The following is a 25,780-nucleotide window of genomic DNA, read 5'->3' on the forward strand; positions in this document are numbered from 1 at the left end:
AACGCCCGCTCGGAAGTGCGGCGGTCATACTGCATCTTGCCTGGTACGTTGGCATTCGGGTCGGTAAACGAGTGCACCGCCCCGCCATAGCTCAGCAACTGCCAGTCGACCTTGGCCGCGTTCATCTCGTCCTCGAATGCTGGCAACTGCTCTTTCGGCACCAACGGGTCGGAGGCGCCATGCAACACCAGCACCGATCCCTTGATGTGCTTGGCATCTTCAGGGTTCGGCGTGTCCAGCGTGCCGTGGAACGACACCGCCGCACGCAGGTCGGCGCCAGAACGGGCCAGTTCCAGGGCACAGCAGCCACCGAAGCAGAAGCCGAACGTGGCAACTTTGCCAGGCTCCAGCAGCGCCTTCGACTGCCCCAGCAGTTGCGCCAGGGCTTCTTGCATACGCTTGCGCAGCTCGCCACGGTCGTTCTTCAACGGCATCATCGCCGCACCGGCCTCGTCGGCATTGGACGGGCGTACAGATTGGCCGTACAGGTCGGCAATCAGCACCACATAACCCTTCTCGGCCACTTCCTTGGCGATGCGTTCGGCACCTTCGCCAATACCCATCCAGTTCGGCGCCATCACCAGGCCTGGGCGGCCCAGCGCACCTGGCTCAAAGACCAGCCGGCTTTCGTAAGCCTTGCCGGACAGGTGATAAACCAGCGATTCGACGATTACCTTGCTCATCAAGCACTCCTTAGGCACTTTCTATAAAAAGCGCGCCATGAAAAAAGCCCGCCGAAGCGGGCTTTCCTTTGCATCAACTCAAGCAGACAGCTCGACCAACAGCTTGTTCAGGCGACGAACGTAGGCCGCCGGGTCCTTCAAGCTGTCACCGGCCGCCAGGGCCGCCTGATCGAACAGAATATGCGAGAGCTCGGCGAAGCGGTCTTCGCTCTGTTCGTTGTCCAGCTTCTCGATCAGCGGGTGGCTCGGGTTGAACTCGAAGATCGGCTTGGACTCCGGTACCTTCTGCCCACTGGCCTCCAGAATCTGGCGCATTTGCAAGCCCAGGTCCTGCTCGCCAATCGCCAGGATCGCCGGCGAGTCGGTCAGGCGGTGCGACACGCGCACTTCGGCAACACTGTCACCCAGCGCGCCTTTCAGGCGCTCGACCAGGCCTTCCTTGTCCTTGGCGACTGCTTCCTGGGCTTTCTTGTCCTCTTCCGAATCCAGGTTGCCCAGGTCCAGGTCGCCACGGGCGACGTCGACGAAAGCCTTGCCGTCGAACTCGTTGAGGTAGCTCATCAGCCACTCATCGATACGGTCGGTCAGCAGCAGCACTTCGATGCCTTTCTTGCGGAAGACTTCCAGGTGCGGGCTGTTCTTGACCTGCGCGTACGACTCGCCGGTGAGGTAGTAGATCTTGTCCTGGCCCTCTTTGGCACGGGCCAGGTAGTCGGCCAGGGCAACGCTCTGCTCGCCGCTGTCGTCGTGGGTGGAAGCAAAGCGCAACAGGCCGGCGATCTTCTCCTTGTTGGCGAAATCTTCGGCCGGGCCTTCCTTCAGCACCTGGCCGAAGTTCTTCCAGAAGCCCTTGTACTGCTCGGGTTCGTTTTTCGCGAGCTTCTCCAGCATGTCCAGCACGCGCTTGGTCAGCGCGGTCTTCATCGACTCGATGATCGGGTCTTTCTGCAGGATTTCCCGAGACACGTTCAGCGACAGGTCGTTGGAGTCGACCACACCTTTGATGAAGCGCAGGTACAGCGGCAAGAACGATTCGGCCTGCTCCATGATGAACACGCGCTGCACGTACAGCTTCAAGCCGCGCGACGCTTCGCGCTGATACAGGTCGAACGGTGCGCGGGCCGGCACATACAGCAGCGAGTTGTACTCGAGCTTGCCTTCGACCTTGTTGTGGCTCCAGGTCAGCGGGTTTTCAAAGTCATGGCCAATGTGCTTGTAGAACTCCTGGTATTCCTCGTCCTTGATCTCGGTACGCGGACGGGTCCACAGGGCACTGGCGCGGTTGACGGTTTCCCACTCTTCGGCCGGCTGCTCTTCGCCTTCGGCGGCAGCCTGCTCCTTCGGCAGCTGGATAGGCAGGGCGATGTGGTCGGAGTATTTCTTGACCACATTGCGCAGGCGCCAGCCATCGGCGAACTCTTTCTCTTCCTGCTTCAGGTGCAGGACGATGCGGGTACCGCGCTGTGGCTTGTCGATGGTGGCGACCTCGAACTCGCCCTCGCCTTTCGACGACCAGTGCACGCCCTCGGCAGCAGGCTGCCCGGCGCGACGGCTGTAAACGTCGACCTTGTCGGCCACGATGAACGCGGAGTAGAAGCCCACACCGAACTGACCGATCAGGTGCGAGTCCTTTTTCTGGTCACCGGTGAGGTTCTTCATGAAGTCGGCGGTGCCAGACTTGGCGATGGTGCCCAGGTGGGCGATGACGTCTTCGCGGCTCATGCCGATGCCGTTGTCCTCGAGGGTCACGGTACCGGCGTCCTTGTCGAAGCTCAGGCGAATTTTCAGTTCATCGCCACCCTCAAGCAACTCTGGCTTGGCCAGGGCTTCGAAGCGCAGTTTGTCCACGGCATCGGAAGCGTTGGAAATCAGTTCCCGCAGGAAGATTTCCTTGTTCGAGTACAGCGAATGAATCATGAGGTGCAGCAGTTGCTTTACCTCGGTCTGGAAGCCCAACGTTTCCTTTTGTGTTTCCACAGTCATGGTCTTCGAAACTCCGATCTGATGGCAGTGGCGCCTGGCAAGCGATTTGGCCTGCGTTAATGGCGGATGTCATTCAGATGGGGGCTGAGCGGATGATTTCAAGGGCTTTTCCGGCTCGATCTTGAAATGCGCACGGGCGGTGGCAATGGGTGCCTGCCTGTCGCCTTGCCAGGCGGTAATGGCAACGTTGGTCACCCGGCGGCCCTGGCGCCACAGCTGGCACTGGGCATAGGTATCGCGAAAATGCCCGGCGCGCAGGTAGTCGATGGAAAAATCGATGATCTTCGGAATACTCGCGCTTTCGCTGTAGATCAGCAGGTACAGCGCGGCGGACAACTCCATGAACCCCGCTATCACGCCACCATGGATAGCGGGCAGCAACGGGTTGCCGATGTTGTCCGCACTCGCCGGCAGGCGGAACAGAAGGTCATCGCCCTGGCGCTCGCATTCGATGCCGATAAGCCCTGCGTAGGGAATCAGCGCCAGCAATGGCCGGTAATCACCGACCGCGTGGGCAGCGTTGAGTTGCTGGCGAACCGCATGCGGAATCATGCGCCGCCCTCCTTCAGGCCATTGCCGAAACGGATACCGCCCTTGATCTCCTGCCCCAGGCGCATGAACGTCCCCACCACCTGGCAGATGGGCTGGTCGGGGTTGTCCTGATAGGCTGTGCCCCGGGTGAAGATCACGTCGCGGGTAACCCGGTAGCATTGGGCGTGACCGTAGATGTCCTTGCCAGCTTCGGCCGGGTGCATGTAGTCGATGCGCAGGTCCAGCGTGGGGCACACTTCGAAGCGGGGCAGCACGCACAGCGTGGCCATGCCACAAGTGGTGTCCATCAGCGTAGTCAGCGCACCGCCATGCACGGCGCCGGTCTGGGGGTTGCCGACGATGGCTGCTGACCAGGGCAGGACCAAGGTCATGCCATCGCCATCAGCCTGCGCCACACGCATCTGCAACAGCTGGCAATGTTTTAACGCCGAGAGAAACCGCTCGGCCATTGCCATCAAGGTTGAATCGCTCATAGGCTGTTCCCGCCCGCCGCCACGCGGCGGCATGAGTTCGTTAAAAAGTCCATGTAGAACACGGCGTTATATATCTGTAATCTGCGTGGAACTTATTCCGCATAGTTGCACTCGAAGGAACAAGTCACTTATTCCACCAAGGAGAAACACACCCATGCGTAAACCTTTTGCTTTTGCTCTGATGCTGGCTGCTGCCATGGGCCTGGCCGCTTGCGATAAAGCGAGCGAAGACAAAGCCCAAGACGCACAGGAACACGCCGAGCAAGCCCAGGAAAAAATGGGCGAAGCTCAGGATAAAATGAACGACGCTGCCAAGGAAAACGCCGAAGCCGCCAAAGATCAGGCCGAAGCCGAGCAGAAGGCTGCCGAAGAAGCCGCACCGGCTACTCCGGCTCCGCAAGCCGCGCCAGCTACTCCGGCTGAACCTGCCAAACAGTAATTGTTTAAAACAAAAAAACCCGACATTGTCGGGTTTTTTTGTGCCTGAAAGTTTTCGATTAAACGTTTCAGTTGCCGACCACGGGGCTTTCCTTGACAGGCTCTGCCGGTACACTTTCGGTGGGTGTGAACACCATCACATCCAGCACATCCGAGTGGAACTCACGACGGTACAGAATAAACACGACACCCACACTCATCGCCATGAACAACCACGGGCTGATAAACCAGCTCAACATGGCCATGCCGAAGTAATAGGAACGCAAGCCCAGGTTGAACTGGTTGGCGGCAAGCGACAATACCCGTGCCGCCCGCGACGCGAACGCCTTGCGCTCCAGCTCATTGACCAGCCGTTCCCCGATCATAGGCGCCGAACCCACCAGCACCGCGGCAAAGTTGTACTGGCGCATGCACCAGCTGAACGTGAAAAAAGCGTAGACGAAGACCGTGGCCAGGCACAGCAGCTTGATCTCCGACATGCCCTGGGAGGTCTGTTGCACCAGCGGCAGGTCTGCCAGCAGCGAGAGCGCACGGTCGGAGGCACCGAGCACGGTAAGAATGCCAGCAAGGATGATCAGGGTGCTGGAGGCAAAGAACGACGCGTTGCGTTCAAGGTTGCCGATCACGCTGGCATCAGCAATGCGGTTGTCGCGCAGCAGCATGCGGCGCATCCAGTCTTCACGGTAAAGGTGCAACACGCTGGCCAGGCACGCAGTGTCGCGGCCCTTCCAGATGGCATAGCGGGTATAACCACCCCAGCACAGGGCAAACCATGCGATGGCCAGCAGGTTATTGAAGTTGCTTTGGATGAAGTTCATGCAGGGTTCCCGAAAGCGCCAGAGGCCTAGAGGATAGGGACCAGGTTTCGACGCTGGCAAGCGGCAAAAGACACAGCTGTGCAGAGAAATAGGCGTGGCTCCCACAAAGACCGCACCGGGCAAAGGGACCGCACAAAAAAGCCCCGCATCCTTCCGGATACGGGGCTTTCGAGTCTAGACCTCTGGCGAGCACCCTTCGGCTTGTGGCCGGTGCCGCCCTCAGGCTTCAACCATCAGGCCAACGCCTCGCGTGGCTTGCCGAGCATGCGGTCGCAGGCCACGGCGCCAACCAGGGTCACCACCGAAGGCACCAGCCAGGCAAGGCCTTGGTCGCTCAACGGTAAGTGCGCCATGAAGTCCGGCAGCACGTGGGCGATGCTGCTGCCCTTGATTGCATCGACCATGCCGAACAGCAACGAAACCAGCATCACCGGTGCGAGGATGCGGGTCGGCGAGTTCCACAAGTCTTTCACGAAGCTCAGGCCGACCACCACGATGCAGGGTGGGTAGATGGCGGTGAGCACCGGGATCGAGAACATGATCAGCTTGGTCAGGCCCAGGTTGGAGATCAGCAGCGAGAAGCCCGCAAGGATCACCACCAGCGCACGGTAAGACAGCGGCAGAACCTGGCTGAAGTACTCGGCACAGGCGCAGGTCAGGCCAACTGCCGTCACCAGGCAAGCCAGCGCGATGAGTACAGCGAGGAAGCCGCTGCCCAGCGAACCAAAGGTGTGCTGCACGTAGGCATGCAGTACCGCCGCACCGTTGGTGGCGTCAGCCGCGATGTCGTGGCTGCCGGCACCCAGACGGAACAGGCTGATGTACACCAGGGCCAGGCCGACACCCGCGATCAGGCCGGCGATGATGGCATAGCGGGTGATCAGCTTCGGCGACTCGACGCCGCGCGAGCGGATGGCGTTGACGATGACAATACCGAACACCAGGGCACCCAGGGTATCCATGGTCAGGTAGCCATCGGAGAAGCCCTTGGAGAACGCGGCAGCGGCATAGGCCGGCTGTGCCTCACCAATGGTGCCCGCTGGCAGCGCGAAGGCAGCAATCCCCAGCACGGCCAGGGCGATGATCTTCAGCGGTGCCAGGAAGCGGCCGACGGTGTCGAGCAGCTTGCCCGGGTACATGGACACGGCCAGCACCACGACGAAGTACACGAGGCTGTAGATGAACAGTGCCAGCGGGCTTTCACCGGTCAGCGGTGCAACGCCCACTTCGAACGACACGGTCGCCGTACGCGGGGTGGCGAACAGCGGGCCGACCGACAGGTAACACACCGCCGCCAGCAGGCCGCCGAAGAACTTGCCGATCGGGCTGCTAAGTGCATCCATGCCGCCACCGACCTTGGCCAGAGCGACCACGGTAATGACCGGCAGGCCCACGGCGGTCACCAGGAAGCCCAGTGCTGCCATCCATACGTGCGGGCCAGACTGCAGACCGACGATAGGCGGGAAGATGATATTGCCCGCGCCAACGAAAAGCGCAAACGTCATAAAGCCAAGCGCCAGGATATCCTGGCCTTTGAGAACTTTCATTTAAGGTAGTACCACACTGCTGAAATCGGGATTCGAGAGGGGATTTCCCTTTGGATGAGGGGAAATGCTGCCCGGCTTGATAGGCCAGACCCGTTTAGCGTGTCGTTCCCTTTTGGGGTACGGGCACAGAGTGAACGCGTAATGTAACTGTTTTGTCAGTCAAACGCACTGGCACAGTGCTGCTTGTCCGATGTGCGTACATGTTTGTCGTCTGTGCGACCGAGGACAGTAGGAATTATCCTCGGATTGAAACATTGGTCTGTGTGAAAAATCCTATCAAACCCATCGAAAAATCTTTTTAGCCTGCGAAGCGCCCCAAACGGGAAACCCAGGCGCATTAACGACAAAGGCCACCCGAAGGTGGCCTCTGTGCGCGTGGGGGGTGTAGCAGTATTACTTCTTGGCTTCCCAGCCAGTCAGCTCGGCCAGGGCCTTGCCGATGTCAGCCAGCGAACGCACGGTCTTCACACCAGCGTCCTGCAGGGCGGCGAACTTCTCGTCCGCAGTGCCCTTGCCGCCGGAGATAATGGCGCCAGCGTGGCCCATGCGCTTGCCCGCAGGTGCAGTAACACCGGCGATGTAGGAAACGACTGGCTTGGTCACGTGGGCCTTGATGTAGGCCGCAGCTTCTTCTTCAGCCGAACCGCCGATCTCACCGATCATGACGATCGCTTCGGTCTTCGGGTCTTCCTGGAACAGCTTCAGGATGTCGATGAAGTTGGAACCCGGGATCGGGTCACCGCCGATGCCGACGCAGGTCGACTGGCCGAAGCCGGCGTCGGTGGTCTGCTTCACAGCTTCGTAGGTCAGGGTGCCGGAACGCGAAACGATACCGACCTTGCCTGGCAGGTGAATGTGGCCTGGCATGATGCCGATCTTGCACTCGCCCGGGGTGATCACACCTGGGCAGTTAGGACCGATCAGGGTCACGCCCAGCTCGTCGCACTTGACCTTGGCATCGAGCATGTCCAGGGTAGGAATGCCTTCGGTGATGCAGACGATCAGCTTGATGCCGCCGAAGGCCGCTTCCAGGATCGAGTCTTTGCAGAACGGAGCCGGTACGTAGATGACCGAAGCGTCAGCGCCGGTAGCTTCCACGGCTTCCTTGACGGTGTTGAACACCGGCAGACCCAGGTGGGTGGTGCCACCCTTGCCTGGGGTTACGCCGCCGACCATCTTGGTGCCGTAGGCGATGGCTTGTTCGGAGTGGAAAGTACCCTGCGAGCCGGTGAAGCCCTGGCAGATGACTTTGGTGTCTTTATTGATCAGGACGCTCATTACTTGCCCTCCGCAGCTTTGACAACTTGTTGAGCAGCGTCGGTCAGGCTGGTTGCCGCAATGATGTTCAAACCGCTTTCTGCCAGTACTTTAGCGCCCAGTTCGGCGTTGTTGCCTTCGAGGCGAACTACAACCGGAACTTTAACGCCGACTTCTTTCACCGCGCCGATGATGCCTTCGGCAATCATGTCGCAGCGAACGATGCCGCCGAAGATGTTGACCAGAACGGCCGCGACATTGCTGTCGGACAGAATGATCTTGAAGGCTTCGGTAACGCGCTCTTTGGTAGCACCGCCGCCAACGTCGAGGAAGTTGGCTGGCTTGCCGCCATGCAGGTTGACGATGTCCATGGTACCCATGGCCAGGCCGGCACCGTTGACCATGCAGCCGATGTTGCCTTCCAGGGCCACGTAGTTCAGCTCGAAGCTGGCAGCGTGGGCTTCACGAGGATCGTCCTGCGACGGGTCGTGGAAGGTTTTCAGCTTAGGCTGACGGTACATGGCGTTCGCGTCGATGTTGATCTTCGCGTCCAGGCAGTGCAGGTCGCCGTCGGCCTTGATGACCAGCGGGTTGACTTCCAGCAGGGCCAGGTCGTGTTCTTTGAACAGCTTGGCCAGGCCTACGAAAATCTTGGCGAACTGTGCAACTTGCTTGCCTTCCAGACCCAGCTGGAATGCCAGTTCACGACCCTGGAACGGCTGAGCGCCGACCAGTGGATCGATAGTAGCCTTGATGATCTTCTCAGGAGTTTCGTGAGCGACTTTCTCGATGTCCACGCCACCTTCGGTGGAGGCCATGAACACGATACGGCGGCTCGAGCGATCGACTACAGCGCCCAGGTACAGCTCTTTGGCGATGTCAGTGCAGGATTCGACCAGGATCTTGGTCACTGGCTGACCGTTGGCGTCGGTCTGGTAGGTTACCAGGCGCTTGCCCAACCATTGCGCAGCGAACGCCTTGGCGTCTTCTTTGCTGCGAACCAGCTTGACGCCGCCCGCTTTACCGCGACCACCTGCGTGAACCTGGGCTTTTACAACCCACTCGGAACCGCCGATCTTGTCGCAAGCTTCTGCTGCAGCTTCAGGGGTATCGACTGCGAAACCCTTGGAAACTGGCAGGCCGTATTCAGCGAACAGCTGCTTACCCTGATACTCGTGAAGATTCATGCTTTTTACCGTCTTCGTTAGGTACTGCGCTTCGGCGCTGCGCCATTACTGGCGCCGCACCACCTGTGACCGTTGACCCCGGGTTTTCCCGTGTGATCCGGTCCGGCGGACGTTCCGCGGTGAGTCATGCACGCAAGACTCACGACGGGCTGCCCGCCGTGGTTTCTTATAATTAACGCTTCTTACGGTTGGCCACGTGAATGGCGCCGCCATTCACCGCCAGCGCTGCTTCATGCAACGCTTCGGACAGGGTTGGATGGCTGAAGACCATCATGCCCAGATCCTCGGCACTGGTGCCGAATTCCATTGCGATTGCACCCTGCTGCACCAGTTCGGCAGCCGACGGGCCAATCACGTGTACACCCAGCACGCGGTCGGTCTTGGCATCGGCGATGACCTTGACGAAACCACCGGTATCGTTGGCGGCCATCGCACGGCCGCTGGCCGCGAACGGGAAGGTGCCTACGTTAACCTCAACACCCTCGGCCTTCAAGGACTGTTCGGTCTTGCCGACCCATGCAATTTCCGGGTGGGTGTAGATAACCGACGGGATCAGGTCGTAGTTCATCTGGGCCTTGTGGCCCTTGATGCGCTCGACGACCATGATGCCCTCTTCCGAAGCCTTGTGGGCCAGCATCATGCCGCGCACCACGTCACCGATGGCGAACACGCCCGGCACGCTGGTGGCGCAATGATCGTCGACGAAGATGTAGCCGCGCTCGTCGATGGTCACGCCGCTGTCGGAAGCCAGCAGGTCGGTGGTTACAGGGCGACGGCCGACCGCAACGATCAGCTTGTCGAAGGTGATCTTCTGCTCGCCTTCGGCGTTGGTGTAGGTCACTTCAACTTCGTTGCCATTGACTTTCGAGCCGGTGACGCGAGCGCCCAGCTTGATGTCCAGGCCTTGCTTGGTCAGGGTCTTCTGGGCTTCTTTCGACACGGCAGTGTCAGCAGCCATCAGGAAGGTGTCCAGGGCTTCCAGCACGGTGACTTCAGCACCCAGGCGAGCCCATACCGAGCCCAGCTCCAGGCCGATCACGCCGGCACCGATAACGCCCAGGCGCTTCGGTACGGTCTGGAATTCCAGGGCGCCGGTGGAGTCGACGATGACGTTCTGGTCAACCGGAGCCGGCGGAATGTCGATCGGGCGCGAGCCGGAAGCCAGGATGACGTTCTCGGCTTCGATGACTTCGGTGGTGCCGTCAGCCTTGGTGACTTCGACTTTCTTGCCAGCCAGCAGCTTGCCGTGGCCCTGGATCGAAGTAACGCCGTTGGCCTTGAACAGGGTGGCAACGCCACCGGTCAGGTTCTTGACGATGCCAGCCTTGCGGCCAACCATCGCGGCGACGTCCATCTTCACTTCGCCAGTGGAGATACCGTGGACGTTGAAGCTCTCTTTGGCTTCCTTGTACTTCCAGGAGCTGTCCAGCAGCGCCTTGGACGGAATGCAACCTACGTTCAGGCAGGTGCCGCCCAGGGCCAGTTTGCCCTCGGCGTCGGTGTATTTCTCGATACAGGCAGTCTTCAGACCAAGTTGGGCAGCCTTGATGGCAGCTACATAGCCGCCAGGACCTGCACCAATCACCACTACGTCGAATTTCTGGGTCATAAAAGATTCCTTTTTAGCTTCAAGCGGCAAGCCGCAAGCCGCAAGACCAGCAGGCTTCGGCTTGAAGCTTGCGGCTTGCAGCTTACAGCTGCGCGATTAGATGTCCAGCAGCAGGCGGGACGGATCTTCCAGCAGGTTCTTGATAGTGACCAGGAAGGTTACCGCTTCCTTGCCGTCGATCAGGCGGTGATCGTACGACAGCGCCAGGTACATCATCGGGCGAATCACGACCTGGCCATTGATGGCCATCGGGCGCTGGATAATGTTGTGCATGCCCAGGATGGCGGCCTGCGGCGGGTTGACGATCGGGGTCGACATCATCGAACCGAAGGTACCACCGTTGGTGATGGTGAAGGTGCCACCGGTCATCTCTTCGATGGACAGTTTGCCGTCACGGGCCTTCTTGCCGAAGGTGGCGATGCCGTTCTCGATTTCAGCCAGGCTCATCGACTCGGCGTTACGCAGCACCGGTACCACCAGGCCACGGTCGCTGGACACGGCAACCCCGACGTCGGCGAAGCCGTGGTAGACGATGTCGTTGCCGTCGATCGAGGCGTTGACAGCCGGGAAGCGTTTCAGCGCTTCGGTAGCTGCCTTGACGAAGAACGACATGAAGCCCAGGCGCACGCCGTTGTGGGTCTTCTCGAACAGGTCCTTGTACTTCGAACGCAGGGCCATGACTTCGGTCATGTCCACTTCGTTGAAGGTGGTCAGCATCGCCATGTTGGACTGGGCTTCGACCAGACGCTCGGCGATCTTGGCACGCAGACGGGTCATCGGCACGCGCTTCTCGGTGCGGTCGCCAGCAGCGACGACAACCGGGGCAGCAGCGGCAGCAGCAGGCTTGGCAGCCGGGGCAGCGGCAGGGGCCGACTTCTTGTTGGCAACAGCAGCAACCACGTCTTCCTTGGTGATACGACCGCCTTTACCGGTACCGGCAACAGAGGCCAGGTCGATGCCGTTTTCTTCAGCCAGCTTACGCGCGGCCGGTGCAGCAACCGGGTCATCCTCGCCAGCGTCAGCGGCAGCAGCCGGAGCTGCAGCAGGCGCGGCTGCTGCGGCAGGAGCAGCGGCAGCACCGCCTTCAACGATCGAACCCAGCAATTCGTCGGACAGGACAGTGTCGCCCTCACCCTTGACGATGTCGCCCAGCACGCCATCGGCAGTCGCCAGTACTTCCAGGACAACCTTGTCGGTCTCGATGTCGACGATCAGCTCGTCACGCTTGACGGCTTCGCCCGGCTTCTTGTGCCAGGTGGCAACGGTGCCATCGGCAACCGATTCCGGGAAGGTTGGGGCTTTGATCTCGATAGCCATTATCTGTGTTTCCTTAAATTCGGTTTCAGGTGCGCGAAGGCGTTAGACAGTGAAGGCGTCTTGCAGCAGTTTTTCCTGCTGTTCGGCGTGCTTCGAAGCGTAACCACAGGCGGGTGCGGCAGAAGCGTCGCGACCGGCATATTCCAGGGTCAGAGCCTTGTTGTGGCGGCCCAGGATACGGCGCATGTGGTGCTGACTGCTGTACCAGGCGCCCTGGTTCATCGGCTCTTCCTGGCACCATACGGCGTGCTTGAGGTTGCTGTATTGGGCCAGGATTTCGACCAGGTCGTCCTCCGGGAACGGGTACAGCTGCTCGAGACGCAGGATGGCGATGTCTTCGCGGCCTTCGGCACGGCGTTTTTCCAGCAGGTCGTAGTAGACCTTGCCGCTGCACAGCACCAGGCGCTCGACCTTGGCCGGATCGATTGCGTCGATTTCCGGGATCACGGTCTGGAACGAGCCTTCTGCCAGGTCTTCCAGCGTCGAAACGGCCAGTTTGTGGCGCAGCAGCGACTTCGGCGTCAGGACCACCAGCGGCTTGCGCAGCGGGCGGATGACCTGGCGACGCAGCAGGTGGTAGATCTGTGCCGGGGTAGTGGGTACGCAGACCTGGATGTTGTGCTCGGCGCACAGTTGCAGGTAACGCTCCAGACGCGCGGAGGAGTGCTCCGGGCCCTGCCCTTCGTAACCGTGTGGCAGCAGCATGGTCAGACCGCACAGGCGGCCCCACTTGTGCTCACCGCTGGTGATGAACTGGTCGATCACCACTTGCGCACCGTTGGCGAAGTCGCCGAACTGGGCTTCCCAGATCACCAGCGCGTTTGGCGTGGTGGTGGAGTAGCCGTATTCGAAGGCCAGTACCGCTTCCTCGGACAGGAACGAATCGTACAGGTCGAAACGTGGCTGGCCCGGGAACAGGTTCTGCAGCGGAATGTAGGTGCTGGCGTCCTTCTGGTTGTGCAGCACCGCGTGACGGTGCGAGAAGGTGCCACGGCCGATGTCCTGGCCGGTCATGCGGATCGGGTGACCTTCGAACTGCAGGGTGGCGTAGGCCATGGTCTCTGCATAACCCCAGTTGATCGGCAAGCCGCCGGCCTGCATCTTCTGACGGTCTTCGTAGATCTTCGACACCTGACGCTGGACCACGAAACCTTCTGGCAGCTCGAGCAGCTTGGCCGACAGGTCCTGCAGGGTCTTGAGGTCGAAACGGGTGTCGTGACGCGCGGTCCAGGCGTGACCCAGGTACGGACGCCAGTCGACGAACAGCTCGCGGTTCGGCTCCTTGACCAGGCTTTTTACCACGTGCAGGCCATTGTCCAGCGCGTTGCGGTACTCGTCGACCTTGGCCTGAGCACGCTCGGCGTCGATACGACCGGCCTGGATCAACGCCTCGGCATACAGCTCACGGGTAGTGCGCTGCTTGCTGATCTGCTGGTACATCAGCGGCTGGGTGCCGTTCGGCTCGTCAGCCTCGTTGTGGCCACGACGACGGTAGCAGACCAGGTCGATCACCACGTCACGCTTGAACTGCATGCGGTAGTCGATGGCCAGCTGGGTAACGAACAGCACGGCTTCCGGGTCATCGCCGTTGACGTGCAGGATCGGCGCCTGGATCATCTTGGCAACGTCGGTGGCGTACTCGGTGGAGCGCGCGTCCAGCGGGTTGCTGATGGTGAAACCCACCTGGTTGTTGATCACGATGTGCACGGTACCGCCGGTCTTGAAACCGCGGGTCTGCGACATCTGGAAGGTTTCCATGACCACGCCCTGGCCGGCGAATGCGGCGTCGCCGTGGATCGAGATCGGCAGCACCTTGTCGCCAGCGGTATCGTTGCGGCGGTCCTGACGGGCGCGCACCGAACCCTCGACCACAGGCGAAACGATTTCCAGGTGGGACGGGTTGAACGCCATGGCCAGGTGAACTTCGCCACCGGTGGTCATCACGTTCGAGGAGAAGCCCTGGTGATACTTCACGTCACCGGAGCCCAGCTCGTTCATCTTCTTGCCTTCGAACTCGTCGAACAGCTCGCGCGGGTTCTTGCCGAAGGTGTTCACCAGCACGTTCAGGCGGCCACGGTGGGCCATGCCGATGACGACTTCCTTGGTGCCGTACGAGCCGGAACGCTGGATCATTTCATCCAGCATCGGGATCAGGCTCTCGCCACCTTCAAGGCCGAAACGCTTGGTGCCCGGATACTTGGTACCCAGGTACTTTTCCAGGCCCTCACCGGCGGTCACGCGCTCCAGCAGGTGCGCCTGCACGTCAGCGGAAAACTCCGGACGGCCGCGTACGCTTTCCAGGCGCTGCTGGAACCAGCTGCGCTGCTCGGAATCGACGATGTGGGTGAATTCGGCGCCAATGGTGCGACAATATGTCTTCTGGAGTGCATCGAAGATGTCGCGTAGGCTCGCCTCCTCTTTGCCGATGAACAGGTCGCCGGCACGGAAGGTCGTATCAAGATCGGCATTGGTCAAGCCGTAGTGATTGATCGACAGGTCTACGGGCGCAGGGCGCTGCCACAACCCCAACGGGTCGAGCTTGGCAGCCTGATGGCCGCGCATACGATAGGCCTGGATCAGTCGCAGAACTTCAACCTGCTTCTTCTCGTGTTCACTGCTCACGCTCCCGGCGGATACCGGTTGGGCGCGGCGCTGGTTCTTTGCCAGCAGTACGAAATGGTCGCGGATTGTCGAGTGCGATACATCAGTAGCGGTGCTGCCGTCGGCTGGCAACTTCTGGAAGTAAGTGCGCCACTCTTCTGGCACAGCGTTAGGGTCGTGCAGGTAGAGTTCGTAGAGCTCTTCCACATATGCAGCGTTACCACCTGAAAGGTGGGCGCTATCCCACATGCGCTGCATCACGCTTTCTTGCATGCTTGGTCACCCTCGATTAGGGGACTGATCGGCGAGAGCCACAGCAAACCTGGAAAAGTCCGAATAAAGCGACTGAACCACGCCACTTGGATCCTGCTGATTTTCCGGGTACCAGCCCGGAAAGCCCCTGCTGGTCTCATATCTTCATAGGTATGAACGCGGGCTTTGTGGGCCCTTGTTCGGGTTTTACCTCAGTGCGGGCTCAACACCCGCACCTCGGCTTACTGCAGGTACAACAGGTTGTATCAGGTGCCGCTTTGCAGCAGCATGTTACGTACGTGACCGATTGCCTTGGTCGGGTTCAGACCTTTCGGGCAAACGTTTACGCAGTTCATGATCCCGCGGCAGCGGAATACGCTGAACGGGTCATCCAGGGACGCCAGGCGCTCCTGAGTCTTGGTGTCACGGCTGTCGGCCAGGAAGCGGTAGGCCTGCAACAGTGCGGCGGGGCCCAGGAACTTGTCCGGGTTCCACCAGAACGACGGGCAGGAGGTCGAGCAGCAAGCGCACAGGATGCACTCGTACAGACCGTCCAGCTTGTCACGCTCTTCAGGCGACTGCAGGCGCTCGATGGCCGGGGCCGGCGTGTCGTTCTGCAGGAATGGCTTCACCTTCTCGTACTGCTTGTAGAAGATGCTCATATCGACCACCAGGTCACGAATGACCGGCAGGCCTGGCAGCGGGCGCAGAACCAGCTTGTTGCCTTTGACCACACCCGACAGCGGGGTGATGCAGGCCAGGCCGTTCTTGCCGTTCATGTTCATGCCATCGGAACCGCACACGCCTTCACGGCAGGAGCGACGGTACGAGAAACCCTCGTCCTTTTCCTTGATCAGCGCCAATACATCGAGAACCATCAGGTCCTTGCCACCGGTATCGACGTCGAACGACTCCATCTTGGGCGCCGAGTCGGTGTCGGGGTTGTAACGATAAACTTCGACTTTCAACATAGCAGCCACCCTTAGTAAGTCCGGATTTTTGGCTCGAAGGCCGGTACGGTCTTCGGCGCAAAGTTGACGCCACGCTTGGCAACGCGCTTCTCACCCGGGTAGTACAGGGTGTGGCACAGCCAGTTTTCGTCGTCACGGTCTTCGAAGTCTTCACGGGCGTGAGCGCCGCGGGACTCTTTACGGGCTTCGGCCGCGATGGCGGTAGCTTCGGCGACTTCCAGCAGGTTCTGCAGCTCCAGCGCTTCGATACGCGCGGTGTTGAAGGCCTGGGACTTGTCGTTGATCTTGACGTTGGCGATGCGGTCACGCAGGCCGGCCAGCTGCTCGATACCCTTCAGCATGTATTCGCCAGTACGGAATACACCGAAGTAGTTCTGCATGCAGCTCTGCAGCTCGCGCTTGAGGCTGGCAACGTCTTCGCCAGTGGAGCGCTCGTTGAGCTTGTTCAGGCGGTTCAGGGCAACTTCGATGTCGGTGTCGCTGGCGTCGAGGTGCTCGATACCATCGCTCAGCGCCTTCTCCAGGTGCAGACCGGCTGCACGGCCGAACACCACCAGGTCAAGCAGCGAGTTGCCGCCCAGGCGGTTGGCACCGTGAACCGATACGCACGCCACTTCACCTACGGCGAACAGGCCAGGGATGATGTGATCCTTGCCTTCTTCGTCCATGGTGATGGCCTGGCCATGGATGTTGGTGGCAACGCCACCCATCATGTAGTGGCAGGTCGGAACGACCGGCACCGGCGCGACGACCGGGTCGACGTGGGCGAAGGTCTTGGACAGCTCGCAGATACCTGGCAGGCGGCTGTGCAGCACTTCCTCGCCCAGGTGATCCAGCTTCAGCAGTACGTGGTCCTTGTTCGGGCCCACGCCGTTGCCGGCGATGATTTCCTTGACCATGGAACGGGCAACCACGTCGCGGCCGGCCAGGTCTTTCGCGTTCGGCGCGTAACGCTCCATGAAGCGCTCGCCGTGGGCGTTGATCAGGTAGCCACCCTCACCGCGGCAGCCTTCGGTGACCAGTACACCGGCGCCGGCGATGCCGGTCGGGTGGAACTGCCACATCTCGATGTCCTGCACCGGTACACCGGCACGCAGGGCCATACCGATACCGTCACCGGTATTGATCAGGGCGTTGGTGGTGGAGGCGTAGATACGGCCTGCACCGCCAGTGGCCAGAACGGTGGCCTTGGACTTGATGTACATGGTTTCGCCGGTTTCGATGCAGATCGCGATCACACCGACAAAAGCGCCTTCCTGGTTCTTTACCAGATCAACGGCGTAGTACTCGTTGAGGAAGGTGGTACCGGCTTTCAGGTTGCCCTGGTACAGGGTGTGCAGCAGCGCGTGACCGGTACGGTCGGAAGCGGCACAAGTACGGGCGGCCTGGCCACCTTTACCGAAGTCCTTGGACTGGCCACCGAACGGACGCTGGTAGATACGGCCGGTTTCGGTACGCGAGAACGGCAGGCCCATGTGGTCCAGTTCGAAGACCGCAGCCGGGCCTTCCTGACACATGTATTCGATAGCGTCCTGGTCACCGATGTAGTCGGAACCTTTGACGGTATCGTACATGTGCCAGCGCCAGTCGTCGTTCGGGTCAGCCGAAGCGATGGCGCAGGTGATGCCGCCCTGGGCGGATACAGTGTGCGAGCGGGTCGGGAAGACCTTGGTGACTACGGCAGTCTTGTGGCCGCCTTGAGCCAGTTGCAGCGCAGCACGCATGCCGGCGCCGCCGCCACCGATGATGATGGCGTCGAATGAGATGGTTGGAATGCTAGCCATGGATCAGATACCCCAGAGAATCTGCACACCCCAGACGAAGTAAGCGAACATCGCAACGCCGCATACCGCCTGGAACAGGAAACGAATCGCAGTTGCCGACTTGCCGAACGACATAGGCGTCAGGTAGTCGGTTGCAATGGTCCACATGCCGACCCAGGCGTGAGCGCCCAGGGCAACGAGGGCCAGCAGACTGAAGATCCGCATCGCGTTGTTGGAGAACAGACCATGCCACTGGGTGTAGTCGATGCCTGGGTGGGCGACCACGTAGCCGATCAGGAAGAGGAAGTAAGCCGCGAGAACGACCGCGGAGACGCGTTGCGCCATCCAGTCATAGAGGCCCGAACGCGACAGGTTCGTGACATTGGTTACCATACCCAAACTCCCACCAGAACGATCAGCACCACGGAGATGACAATCACGATTTTCGAGCCCAGCTTGCCGCCTTCCAGCGTCTCACCGATGCCCATGTCCATGATCAGGTGGCGTACACCTGCCACGAGGTGATAAAGCAGGGCGGACAACAGGCCCCAGGTCACGAATTTGGCCAGCGGGCTGGTCAGACACGCCTTCACCTCACCGAAGCCTTCCTCGGAGCCCAACGATTTGCCCAGTGCATAAAGCATGATGGCAAGGCCGATGAACAGGATGACGCCGGAGATACGGTGCAGAATGGACGTGTATGCAGTGACAGGGAGCTTGATGGTCCTTAGGTCTAGGTTTACAGGTCGTTGGCTTTTCACGGCTTTTTTCACACTGAAGAGCCCCTAGCGAATCAGGGCAAAGTTGTTGGTAAGTGTACTGGTCAGGTACCCACCACCCAGGGAACGGCGACCCCCAGCAGTTCGGGCTTGCAAGCCCCTGGCGGTCGGGTGCCGAGTATAGACAGTTAGGCTGCTTATGACAACGTGACGGGGTAGCCCAAATAGCGCATTGCCTTTAACGAACAAAAGGCGTAAATGGGCGAGAATTTCGGGAAAAATCAGGCTTGAATGCCTGATTCAACAAGCCTTTAGGCAAATTGACATCTGAATTTATCCCTCTATAGTGGTGCGGGCCCTGCGTGGGGGGTCTGTCTGATGATTTCAAGCATTAATAGGAGGCCACATGGCTGACAAAAAAGCGCAGTTGGTCATCGAGGGCGCTGCCCCCGTCGAGCTGCCCATTTTAACCGGCACCGTTGGTCCTGATGTAATCGACGTCCGCGGGTTAGGGGCCACTGGTCACTTCACCTTCGACCCCGGTTTCATGGCGACCGCCTCGTGCGAGTCGAAGATCACCTATATTGACGGCGACAAAGGTATCCTGCTGCACCGCGGCTACCCGATCGAGCAACTCGCCGAACAGTCCGACTACCTCGAAACGTGCTACCTGCTGCTCAACGGCGAACTGCCGAATGCCGAGCAGAAGGCCCAGTTCGTCAGCACCGTCAAGAACCACACCATGGTTCACGAGCAGCTGAAGTCCTTCTTCAACGGCTTCCGCCGCGACGCTCACCCGATGGCGGTGATGTGTGGCGTAGTCGGCGCCCTGTCGGCGTTCTATCACGACTCCCTGGACATCAATAACCCGCAACACCGCGAAATTTCTGCGGTGCGCCTGGTCGCCAAGATGCCGACCCTGGCCGCGATGGTTTACAAGTACTCCATGGGCCAGCCGATGATGTACCCGCGCAACGACCTGTCGTACGCGGAAAACTTCCTGCACATGATGTTCAACACCCCGTGCGAGATCAAACCGATCAGCCCGGTGCTGGCCAAGGCAATGGACCGGATCTTCATCCTCCATGCCGACCACGAGCAAAATGCCTCCACCTCTACCGTTCGCCTGGCCGGCTCGTCGGGTGCCAACCCGTTCGCCTGTATCGCCGCCGGTATCGCCGCACTGTGGGGCCCGGCCCATGGCGGTGCGAACGAAGCCGTACTGACCATGCTCGATGAAATCGGCGATGTCTCGAACATCGACACCTTCATCGCCAAGGCCAAGGACAAGAACGACCCGTTCAAGCTGATGGGCTTCGGTCACCGCGTGTACAAGAACCGCGACCCGCGTGCTACCGTCATGAAGCAGACCTGCGACGAAGTCCTGCGCGAGCTGGGCATCAAGAACGACCCGCAGCTGGAACTGGCCATGCGCCTCGAAGAGATCGCCCTGACCGATCCGTACTTCATCGAGCGCTCGCTGTACCCGAACGTCGACTTCTACTCGGGGATCATCCTCAAGGCGATCGGCATTCCGACCAGCATGTTCACCGTGATCTTCGCCCTGGCACGTACTGTCGGCTGGATCTCGCACTGGAAAGAAATGCTCTCCAGCCCGTACAAGATCGGCCGTCCGCGCCAGCTGTACACCGGCGAGCAAAAACGCGATATCACTGCACTGAAAGACCGCAAGTAAGCTTTTCTAGCCGAACGCAAAAGGCTGCCCTCGGGCAGCCTTTTTTCTTCCAGGTCCTGGTGGCCGCAGTTCGACCCTTGCGGGAGCGGCCTTGCGTTAAACCTCAGTTTTTCTCAGCCCGCTCCCGCAGCCCTTTCAGGGTATTGAACGGCGCGTCCACCACGAACTTGTTGGCCACCATCGCCGGCACGCTACCCCCCGGCTCGGTGTGCACCTGGTAGGTCACTTCCGTGCTGTCGCCCTTGGGTACCAGCTTCCAGAAGCCCTCAACCTTGGCCACCCGCACATAGCCCTTCTCTTCCGGCAGATAGGTCGGCTCTTCCTTCAGGTTACGCACCAGGCTGCCGTCCGCTCCCTTGACAGTGGTCACGTGCAGAATCGAATCTCGCGGCGTTACCGGCCAAGGGGTATTGAACTGGGTGTAGGTCCAGCTCTGATCACCTTCGTGCTTGAGCAGCTTCTGCGACTTGCACTCATGAATCCATGCGCAGGCCCCGGCCACGTCTTCCTGCAACGCCTGCACCTTGGCCAGCGGCGCCTTGATTACGGTGACGCCCTGATAAGCCTTGTACTTGGACCCGGCCACTTCACTGAGGGATACCTTGATGCCCTCCTCGTCCTTGGCCACCTGCCAGTTTTCGGCCCAGGCCGCAGGCGACAGCAGAACACCCACGCCACACAGCAGTGCAATTCGCTTGAACGATCTCATCATGTTTATCCTTGTTGTCGAAGATCCAGCCTGTCACGCCGCCGTCATCTGCTCCCACCAGCCAAGAATCCTGATTGCCTCATCACGGTCACTGCCGCACACCTCGACATCTGCCTTGAAGCCGCCACATACCGCCGGCCGCTCGGGCTTGCCGAACAGGTCGCACAGGTTGGCAGCCGTCAGGTGCAGGCAGCGCTCACCAGCCGGCTTGCCATTGGGCATGCGCGGCATCGCAGACGTGATGGACGGGGCGATGCAGCAAGCACCACAGCCTTCACGGCAGTTCATGGCTATTCACCAAAATCAGGACTCCCTGGAACAAAACGGGACGAACGTCCCTGGATAGTAACCGCTCAAACAGGCGTTTGAAATTGCTGGCACGATGAAATCTGCCGTGACCCGGCAGTCAGTTCCCGGCTACTGCCGATACTCGAAATCGATCGCCGCCCCCTCCACGTCATGACGGCTGTCATTACGCAACTGCAGCTGCATTTCGTTATTGATAAGCCGGCCATTGAGCTGGAACGGGCTGTCATTGGTTTCGGGCTTTTCGGTGAACATCGGCGGCAGCAAAGGTTTGCGCCGCTGGATGGGCGACGGGGTACCCACACCCGGCTCAAGGGTATTGACCATATCGACTGGCAGGCTGAGGTCCAGCTTTGCCTTGGGCAGTGGTTTGGCAACCGCTTTACTGACGGGTTTGTGCGCCTTGGTCTTGCTGTTGCCGGTTTTTTTCACCACCTGCTTCGGCGCGGGCTTGGCTGCCACTTTTTTTTGCACGGGCTTGCTCTGGGCTGCCTGCGCCGGTTGCGCCGGCTGCGCAGCCAAGGTTGGACCGCCCGGGTAGCAGAGCGGTGCAAGACACAAGATCAGGGCAAAACGGCGCAAAGCATTCATGGCAAATGGACAGATTGGCAAGAAAGGTGCGTATGCTCCATGTTCCACAAGCGCCTGGCAAGCCTTACAAAAGTGTGAGCGCAGGCTCCCTGCACAACTGCTGAGCCAGCAAACCCAGCGTCATCACTGCCCGCTCGGCCTCCTTGTTCCACGGGATGCCGCAATTAAGGCGAATGCAGTGATTGAACTGTTCTGTGTTACTGAATATTAACCCCGGCGCAATGCTGATGCCCTGCTCCAGCGCCCGCACATGCAGCTCCTGGGTATTGACCCGCCCGGGCAAGCTTATCCAGAGGATGAAACCGCCCGTCGGCCGAGTCATCTGGGTACCCTCCGGGAAGTGCTGCTGCACCGCCAACTGGTAGGCGCTGAGGTTCTTGCGATACTCCTGGCGTATGTAACGCAGGTGCCGGTCGTAGCCGCCATTTTCCAGGTAGGCCGCCACGCCCATCTGCGTCACGCTGCAGGCCGAATGAGTGGTGAAGGTCTGCAGGCGCTGTATCTCGTCCTGATAGCGCCCGGCGATCATCCAGCCAACGCGCACACCAGGGGACAAGGTTTTGGAGAAACTTGAACAGTAGATCACCCGGTCCAGCCGGTCGAATGCCTTCAGCGCCTTGGTCTTGCCTTGCTCGAACATCAACTCGCCATAGATGTCGTCCTCGACGATCTGGATGTCGAAGTCCGACGCCAGGCGCAGCAACTGCTTCTGCCGCTCTTCAGGAACAGTGCCGCCCAACGGGTTGCTCAGGCGGGCGGTCAGCACCAGGGCCTTGATCGACCACTGATTGGCCGCCAGTTGCAAGGCTTCAAGGCTGATGCCGGTGGACGGGTCACTGGGGATTTCGATCACTTTCAGGCCCAGCAGGTCGGCCAGTTGCAGCAAGCCGTAATACGTCGGCGACTCGGCCGCAATCAGATCGCCCGGGCGGGTCAGCACGCGCAATGACATTTGCAGGGCATCGACGCAGCCATGGGTCACGATCACTTCACGGGGGTCGACCAGCACGCCAGCATCGCGCATGCGAATGGCGATCTGCCGGCGCAACGGCTCAAAGCCGGGGCTGAACATGTAGCTGAACGCGCGCGGGCTGTGAAAGCGGGTGACCTTGGCAATTTGCTGATGCAGGGCACGGACCGGCAGGTAGTCGACATGCGGCACCGCAGCACCAAACGGGAACACGCCATCACGGCGCGCCTCGGTCAGCACTTGCTGGATGATGCTGGCGCGGGTGACCAGACCGGGGCGCTCCACCCGGGCAATGTCCGGCGTTTGCGCAGTCAGGGCCGGCGTCTGGTGCACGTAGTAGCCCGACTGCGGCCGCGCGCGGATCAGCCCTTGGTCTTCGAGGTTGGCATAAGCCTGCAGCACCGTGGCATGGCTGACATTGAGCTGGGCACTCATCTTGCGCACGGAGGGTACACGCTCGCCTGGCTGGTAGACACCGCGACGGATGTCATCGGCCAGTTGCTGGGCGATACGCTGGTACAGCAGCAGGTTGGTCATGGCGGCAGGCTCGTTGTTCTTGTGCGGCTCAGTGACGGTAGAGGATACCGTAACAGTTGCAAAGTGTACTGGGACAGAATGCAACATAGTCGACAATACAACAGCGTGACAGCTATCGAAACGACTAAGCCGACAAAAAGCGGGGCTGCCTGGCGGCCCCCCCGGCAATCCAGCCCCCTTTCAACAAAAACATGGCTTTTGATCTGGCAGGGACCTTGTGGGAGCGGGCTTGCCCCGCGAACACCGGAAAAGCCGGTGCCATGCACCGCGCGGCCCCCTTCGCGGGACAAGCCCGCGCCCAAAATGACGCCTGACACGCATTCCCTGTGGGAGCTGTAACTCAGCGCGCCGGCGCGAGCTTGCCTTTGTCGTCGGAGAAGACGATCTCCACCCGGCGGTTCTGCGCCCTGCCCCGCTCAGAGGCATTGGCCTCGATCGGGTACTGGTCGCCATAGCCCTCGACCTGCAGGCGCTTTTCGTCGATGCCAAGGTCCACCAGCATGTCGGCCACGGCCTGCGCCCGGTCGCGGGACAGGTTCAAGTTGTCCTCGGCGGCGCCAGTGCTGTCGGTATAACCCTCGATACGCACCACCCGTCGCGGGTTCAGCTGAAGGAACTGCACCAGTTTGAGTACGGTACGGCTGGCCGAGTTTTTCAGGTCGGCACGCCCAGTATCGAACAGCACGTCACCCAGGGTCATCACCAGGCCACGGTCGGCTTGCTCCGAAGCCAGCGCCGCGATCTGCGACTCGACCCACTTGCCCTGCTGCTGCACGCTGGCCAGCTTGGCCTCGCGCAAAGCCAGCTGCAGGCGCTGACGCTCGAGGTCAAGCTTGGCTTGGCGCTCCTGGTTCAGCGCCAGCTTGGCATGCTCACTGGCAATCTCGCTGTAACGCTGGCTCAGGTAAGCGTAATGACGCACATCGGAACCGGTGCCGATGTAGCTGGACAGGCGCTCGGCACGGGCCAGCGACTCGCCCGCGCGGATCACGTCACGCGGCGCACTGCGCAGCACATCGGAATCATCCTTGACCTTGGCGAAAGTGGCACTGGCTTCCTCCAGCGCTGCAGAGCTGCGTTGGCTGGCGCAACCTTGCAAGGCTGCTGCCAGCGCCAGCAACGCCAACGCGGCCAATGGCGTACGGCGGATCATGGCTGCACCTCCAGCTGCTTGCGCAAGCGCTTGACCCGCGACTGCAGCAGCTGCAACTGCTCTTCGCTCTTCTGGTTCAGCACCTGGGCCTCGGCCAGGCGAGCATCCAGTTCGGCCTGCTCGGCGCGCATGCGCGCATCGCGGTAATCTTCGGTCAGCATGTTGGTCTTGGCCCGGGCCAGCTTGTCTTCAGCCATCTTCAGCGTCTCGACCTGCTCGGTGGCACCTACGGCCCTGGCCTGCTCCAGTGCCTGTTCGGAAATGCGCATCTGCTCGTCAGGGGCCGGATCATTGGCGCAGCCAGCCAGGCCGAGCACGGCCAAGGCAAGGATTAGTGGTTGGGTTCTCACGCAATCTTCCTAGTGTTTGGGGGCGTCCGCCGGCACCTGCAATTGCGCTTTCCAGCGCTCGACATTTCGTTGCAGGACGGCCTCGGACGCACCGGAGATCGGCAATTCTGTCAGTTTTTTTGCCAATTGCCCACGCAACCAGCTGTCATTGCATGCCGAGTTGTGCGAAAGGGCCAGATACAGACCTGGCCGGTCCACCGGCAGGCCGCGGGCGATCAGGTCATTGTTCATGCCCAGGCTCTGGGCCATGGCCATGCCCGAATAGCGGCCGGCGAGCACATAATCCACTTGGCCAAGCACCAGCTTCTGGAATGCCTGGGTCAGGTTCTGCGCCGGCACCAGTTTCAGCTGGGCCTTGGCAAACGCGGTAAAGGCCGGGGTCAGGCGCGCGCGTTCGGACAAGCTGCCCTGGTATTTGGCCAGGTCCGCCGGGCCATCGAACGTCAACTCGGCGTCATGGCGAGTCCACACCAGGTATTCGTTGAGCTGAAGGGGTGGGTGGATGTAGTCCAGCGCGGTGAGCTGTTCGACCTGCATGGGTGTATCGAGCAGCAGGTCCATACGCCCGCTGCGCACCTCTTCCAGGGCCTGGTCGCGACGGCCGGCATTCAGCACCTCCACCTTCACGCCCAGCTCGCCAGCCACCTGGCGCAACAGGTCCACGTTGGCACCGATCAAATGTTTCGGGTCTTTCGGGTCCTGCCAAGAGTAGGGCGGCGCATCGGGGCTGCCGGTTGCCACCAGGCGCTCACACTTGCCTGCTGCCATGGCCAGCGGCGACGCCAACGCCGCCATGCATACCAGCGCCCTGCCCGTTCCGCGCAACGTCATCCCTCACTCCTCAACCCATAAAAAAACCCGACCCTCAATGCGAGGGCCGGGTTCTTTATAAGTGAAGCAGGCGGATCAGACCAGCTTTTCCAGCTCCGGAACCGCTTCGAACAAGTCAGCGACCAAGCCGTAATCGGCCACCTGGAAGATCGGCGCTTCTTCGTCCTTGTTGATCGCAACGATCACTTTGGAGTCTTTCATGCCGGCCAGGTGCTGGATCGCGCCGGAGATACCGACGGCGATGTACAGCTGTGGCGCAACGATCTTGCCGGTCTGGCCGACCTGCATGTCGTTCGGCACGAAGCCTGCGTCGACCGCAGCGCGCGAAGCACCAACGGCAGCGCCCAGCTTGTCGGCCAGGCTGTACAAGTGTTTGAAGTTGTCACCGTTGCCCATGCCGCGGCCGCCGGAAACGACGATCTTGGCAGCGGTCAGTTCCGGGCGGTCGGACTTGGCCAGCTCTTCAC

The 25,780-nt window shown here is 60.6% G+C and carries 25 protein-coding genes; 2 read left to right on the plus strand and 23 right to left on the minus strand.

Annotated elements, in window-relative coordinates:
- The 4 genes from ACK1VC_RS22255 to ACK1VC_RS22270 form a co-directional block, all read right to left on the minus strand.
- On the minus strand, nucleotides 1-683 hold a 683-nt coding region (locus tag ACK1VC_RS22255), incomplete at its 3' end, for a dienelactone hydrolase family protein (RefSeq protein ID WP_449118047.1).
- 78 nt (nucleotides 684-761) lie between these two features.
- Nucleotides 762-2,666, minus strand: a complete 1,905-nt coding sequence (htpG, locus tag ACK1VC_RS22260) for a molecular chaperone HtpG (protein WP_070086416.1) — start codon at nucleotides 2,664-2,666, stop codon at nucleotides 762-764.
- Nucleotides 2,667-2,735: 69 nt separating this feature from the next.
- Complete coding sequence (locus ACK1VC_RS22265; RefSeq protein ID WP_016488273.1) at nucleotides 2,736-3,218, minus strand: PaaI family thioesterase; 483 nt, start codon at nucleotides 3,216-3,218, stop codon at nucleotides 2,736-2,738.
- Nucleotides 3,215-3,691, minus strand: a complete 477-nt coding sequence (locus ACK1VC_RS22270) for a PaaI family thioesterase (RefSeq protein ID WP_016488274.1) — start codon at nucleotides 3,689-3,691, stop codon at nucleotides 3,215-3,217. The genes ACK1VC_RS22265 and ACK1VC_RS22270 overlap by 4 nt, the downstream gene beginning before the upstream one ends.
- A 154-nt stretch (nucleotides 3,692-3,845) precedes the next feature.
- On the opposite strand from ACK1VC_RS22270, the gene ACK1VC_RS22275 reads away from it, so the two are divergent.
- Nucleotides 3,846-4,130, plus strand: coding sequence for a hypothetical protein (locus ACK1VC_RS22275; protein ID WP_016488275.1), 285 nt, complete (start codon nucleotides 3,846-3,848; stop codon nucleotides 4,128-4,130).
- Nucleotides 4,131-4,197: 67 nt separating this feature from the next.
- Here ACK1VC_RS22275 and ACK1VC_RS22280 read toward each other — a convergent pair whose 3' ends face one another.
- The 11 genes from ACK1VC_RS22280 to sdhC form a co-directional block, all read right to left on the minus strand.
- Nucleotides 4,198-4,947, minus strand: coding sequence for a DUF599 domain-containing protein (locus ACK1VC_RS22280; RefSeq protein ID WP_060516951.1), 750 nt, complete (start codon nucleotides 4,945-4,947; stop codon nucleotides 4,198-4,200).
- A gap of 233 nt (nucleotides 4,948-5,180) precedes the next feature.
- Nucleotides 5,181-6,494 carry a branched-chain amino acid transport system II carrier protein gene (gene brnQ / locus ACK1VC_RS22285; RefSeq protein ID WP_016488277.1) on the minus strand — a complete coding sequence of 438 codons (1,314 nt, stop codon included), beginning with the start codon at nucleotides 6,492-6,494 and terminating at the stop codon, nucleotides 5,181-5,183.
- A 393-nt stretch (nucleotides 6,495-6,887) separates the two neighbouring features.
- Nucleotides 6,888-7,772, minus strand: a complete 885-nt coding sequence (gene sucD, locus ACK1VC_RS22290; protein WP_003254203.1) for a succinate--CoA ligase subunit alpha — start codon at nucleotides 7,770-7,772, stop codon at nucleotides 6,888-6,890.
- The gene (sucC, locus tag ACK1VC_RS22295; RefSeq protein WP_008091914.1) at nucleotides 7,772-8,938 is read right to left on the minus strand and encodes an ADP-forming succinate--CoA ligase subunit beta; all 1,167 of its coding nucleotides are present in this window, start codon (nucleotides 8,936-8,938) and stop codon (nucleotides 7,772-7,774) included. Before sucC ends, sucD begins: the two co-directional genes overlap by 1 nt.
- Before the next feature lie 172 nt (nucleotides 8,939-9,110).
- Entirely contained in the window at nucleotides 9,111-10,547 is a 1,437-nt protein-coding gene (lpdA, locus tag ACK1VC_RS22300; protein ID WP_016488278.1) for a dihydrolipoyl dehydrogenase, read from the minus strand.
- Between the two features lie 96 nt (nucleotides 10,548-10,643).
- Nucleotides 10,644-11,864: a 2-oxoglutarate dehydrogenase complex dihydrolipoyllysine-residue succinyltransferase gene (odhB, locus tag ACK1VC_RS22305; protein ID WP_016488279.1), complete on the minus strand. Its 1,221-nt coding sequence runs from the start codon at nucleotides 11,862-11,864 to the stop codon at nucleotides 10,644-10,646.
- 42 nt (nucleotides 11,865-11,906) lie between these two features.
- On the minus strand, nucleotides 11,907-14,738 hold the full coding sequence (locus tag ACK1VC_RS22310; protein ID WP_016488280.1) for a 2-oxoglutarate dehydrogenase E1 component: 2,832 nt from the start codon (nucleotides 14,736-14,738) through the stop codon (nucleotides 11,907-11,909).
- Between the two features lie 245 nt (nucleotides 14,739-14,983).
- Nucleotides 14,984-15,688 carry a succinate dehydrogenase iron-sulfur subunit gene (locus ACK1VC_RS22315; RefSeq protein WP_008091906.1) on the minus strand — a complete coding sequence of 235 codons (705 nt, stop codon included), beginning with the start codon at nucleotides 15,686-15,688 and terminating at the stop codon, nucleotides 14,984-14,986.
- 11 nt (nucleotides 15,689-15,699) lie between these two features.
- Entirely contained in the window at nucleotides 15,700-17,472 is a 1,773-nt protein-coding gene (gene sdhA / locus ACK1VC_RS22320; protein ID WP_016488281.1) for a succinate dehydrogenase flavoprotein subunit, read from the minus strand.
- A 3-nt stretch (nucleotides 17,473-17,475) separates the two neighbouring features.
- Nucleotides 17,476-17,844, minus strand: coding sequence for a succinate dehydrogenase, hydrophobic membrane anchor protein (gene sdhD / locus ACK1VC_RS22325; RefSeq protein WP_003254214.1), 369 nt, complete (start codon nucleotides 17,842-17,844; stop codon nucleotides 17,476-17,478).
- Nucleotides 17,838-18,224 carry a succinate dehydrogenase, cytochrome b556 subunit gene (gene sdhC, locus ACK1VC_RS22330; protein WP_008091902.1) on the minus strand — a complete coding sequence of 129 codons (387 nt, stop codon included), beginning with the start codon at nucleotides 18,222-18,224 and terminating at the stop codon, nucleotides 17,838-17,840. The genes sdhD and sdhC overlap by 7 nt, the downstream gene beginning before the upstream one ends.
- Before the next feature lie 352 nt (nucleotides 18,225-18,576).
- Between sdhC and gltA the strand changes: the two genes are divergently transcribed.
- Entirely contained in the window at nucleotides 18,577-19,866 is a 1,290-nt protein-coding gene (gene gltA, locus ACK1VC_RS22335) for a citrate synthase (protein ID WP_016488282.1), read from the plus strand.
- Between the two features lie 103 nt (nucleotides 19,867-19,969).
- On the opposite strand, the gene ACK1VC_RS22340 is transcribed toward gltA, so the two are convergent.
- From ACK1VC_RS22340 to ACK1VC_RS22375, 8 genes are all read right to left on the minus strand, one after another.
- Complete coding sequence (locus tag ACK1VC_RS22340; RefSeq protein WP_031312010.1) at nucleotides 19,970-20,575, minus strand: START domain-containing protein; 606 nt, start codon at nucleotides 20,573-20,575, stop codon at nucleotides 19,970-19,972.
- Nucleotides 20,576-20,608: 33 nt separating this feature from the next.
- The gene (locus ACK1VC_RS22345) at nucleotides 20,609-20,863 is read right to left on the minus strand and encodes a YkgJ family cysteine cluster protein (protein WP_009684718.1); all 255 of its coding nucleotides are present in this window, start codon (nucleotides 20,861-20,863) and stop codon (nucleotides 20,609-20,611) included.
- A gap of 129 nt (nucleotides 20,864-20,992) precedes the next feature.
- A complete protein-coding gene (locus ACK1VC_RS22350) occupies nucleotides 20,993-21,472 on the minus strand; it encodes a hypothetical protein (protein ID WP_197884609.1) in 480 nt (159 codons plus the stop codon).
- Between the two features lie 64 nt (nucleotides 21,473-21,536).
- Nucleotides 21,537-22,979, minus strand: a complete 1,443-nt coding sequence (locus ACK1VC_RS22355) for an aminotransferase-like domain-containing protein (RefSeq protein ID WP_016488285.1) — start codon at nucleotides 22,977-22,979, stop codon at nucleotides 21,537-21,539.
- Between the two features lie 340 nt (nucleotides 22,980-23,319).
- The gene (locus ACK1VC_RS22360) at nucleotides 23,320-24,132 is read right to left on the minus strand and encodes an OmpA family protein (protein WP_016488286.1); all 813 of its coding nucleotides are present in this window, start codon (nucleotides 24,130-24,132) and stop codon (nucleotides 23,320-23,322) included.
- On the minus strand, nucleotides 24,129-24,482 hold the full coding sequence (locus ACK1VC_RS22365; RefSeq protein WP_016488287.1) for a DUF4398 domain-containing protein: 354 nt from the start codon (nucleotides 24,480-24,482) through the stop codon (nucleotides 24,129-24,131). Before ACK1VC_RS22365 ends, ACK1VC_RS22360 begins: the two co-directional genes overlap by 4 nt.
- 9 nt (nucleotides 24,483-24,491) lie before the next feature.
- Nucleotides 24,492-25,313, minus strand: coding sequence for a substrate-binding periplasmic protein (locus tag ACK1VC_RS22370; RefSeq protein ID WP_023048067.1), 822 nt, complete (start codon nucleotides 25,311-25,313; stop codon nucleotides 24,492-24,494).
- 75 nt (nucleotides 25,314-25,388) lie between these two features.
- Nucleotides 25,389-25,780: electron transfer flavoprotein subunit alpha/FixB family protein (locus ACK1VC_RS22375; RefSeq protein ID WP_449118048.1), on the minus strand; the 392-nt coding region annotated here is incomplete at its 5' end.

Source organism: Pseudomonas sp. XP2 (assembly GCF_053557975.1).